The organism is Paenibacillus sp. J22P15 (genome assembly GCF_056269345.1).
Genome location: NZ_JBWDNT010000044.1, coordinates 1 through 1,628 on the forward strand (window position 1 = coordinate 1; position 1,628 = coordinate 1,628).

Consider the following 1,628-nt stretch of genomic DNA (forward strand, 5'->3'; position numbering starts at 1 on the left):
AATAAGACATTTGTTCAGCTATTTTACCCGCTAGATTAATCATAGGCCACCGAAACATATTCTGGGCCTATTTCGGTTAGCGGTACAGATTCTTGACATTCCCTTCTTTCACTATGTGGAAAATAGATGAAAAGCTAAAAGCGATACCCAATACTTACCTTTGCAATGTGAATTAGAAAAAGAACATAATGGTAAACGTCGTCGAAAATGTTTTAGCATTCTAATTTATTTTAGGTAAGGGGAAGAGAAAGTAATGAAAAAGATTATTGCAAGTGCAGTACTAGTAGCTCTAATATCGGTATCAGCGGTATCGGCAGCTTTTGCCGAGACAAAACCGAACTCGTTTATCGACATTGATAGTTCATATGCGAAAGAAGCTATACAAACTTTGCATGAAAAGGGCATCGTCAATGGAGTAGATACGAAGGGACATTTCAACCCGAAAGGTACCTTGACTCGCGCTCAATTCGTAACGATCATGGTAAAGTCATTGGATCTTAAAGCAGAAGCAACAACTTCTTCATTTAAAGATGTTAATGGTTGGGCGCTTCCTTATGTGGAAGCCGCTTATCAGGCAGGTATCGTAAATGGTGTCAGCAAAGACAAGTTTGATCCAAATGCTTCTGTTACAAGAGAAATGTCTGCTAAAATCTTGGTTATGTCGCTCCAAACAAAGGGGAATCTTGATGAAAAAGATGCTACCCTTACTTTTAAGGATGCAGACAAGATTTCTAAATGGGCAAAGCCTTACATAGGATTAGCTCAAAAGTATGACTTGGTTCACGGCTTTCCAAATGGAACTTTTAGCCCCCAAAGCAATGCTAACCGCGAAATGGGAGCAGCAATGGCCGCAAACCTGCTAAAAGCATTTGATGTTGTAGATAAGGAAAATCAAACAGCACCTGCTGTTAGCAACGTGAGCATTAAATCTAGCAACTCTAACCCTTCGTTAGCAAAAGCTGGAGATAGTGTAACATTAACATTCAAAACAACGGAACAGGTTACAAAACTGGGTAATTTCAAAATCAATGGAAGCAACCCAGCTACATTTACTTCCGAAGGCTCAGAAAAAAACTGGACAAATACTGCAACTTATATAATCGAGAGTTCTGATCCAGAAGGCAAAGTAAACTTCCAAATTAACGTAAAAAATAAAGCAGGACTTTATTCCGTAACAACAGAGACTACCAAAGATGGTAGTTCTGTAACAGTACTAGCCGCTCCAGTAATCAGCAATGTCATTATAGTATCGAACAATATAGACCCATCAAAGGCAACAGTTGGTGATACTATCACCCTGACTTTTACAACAAATCAAGAAGTATCTAAACTTAGCAATTTCAAGATCAATGGTGGTAATCCAGTAAGCTTTACTTCCACAGAACAACCAAATCACACTTGGAAAAACATTGCGACTTATGTGATCGATCCTTCGGATCCTACAGCTCCGATGACGTTCCAGATCAACGTGAAAAACGTTGTTGGTCTGAATTCTATCACTACTGAAACAACAACAGATGGAAGTTCTGTAACTGTATTTTAATTATCGAGAACATCAAAGAGTCAGGACTCCGGTCTTGGCTCTTTTTTGTAAATGTTCAGTGAAAGTTTGAAACTCACTGAACATT

1 protein-coding gene is annotated in these 1,628 nt (G+C 38.7%); it reads left to right on the forward strand.

The window, feature by feature from the left end:
- Positions 1-253 precede the first annotated feature (253 nt).
- Positions 254-1,543, forward strand: coding sequence for an S-layer homology domain-containing protein (locus AC0YN6_RS30415; protein ID WP_475751988.1), 1,290 nt, complete (start codon positions 254-256; stop codon positions 1,541-1,543).
- Positions 1,544-1,628: the final 85 nt, after the last annotated feature.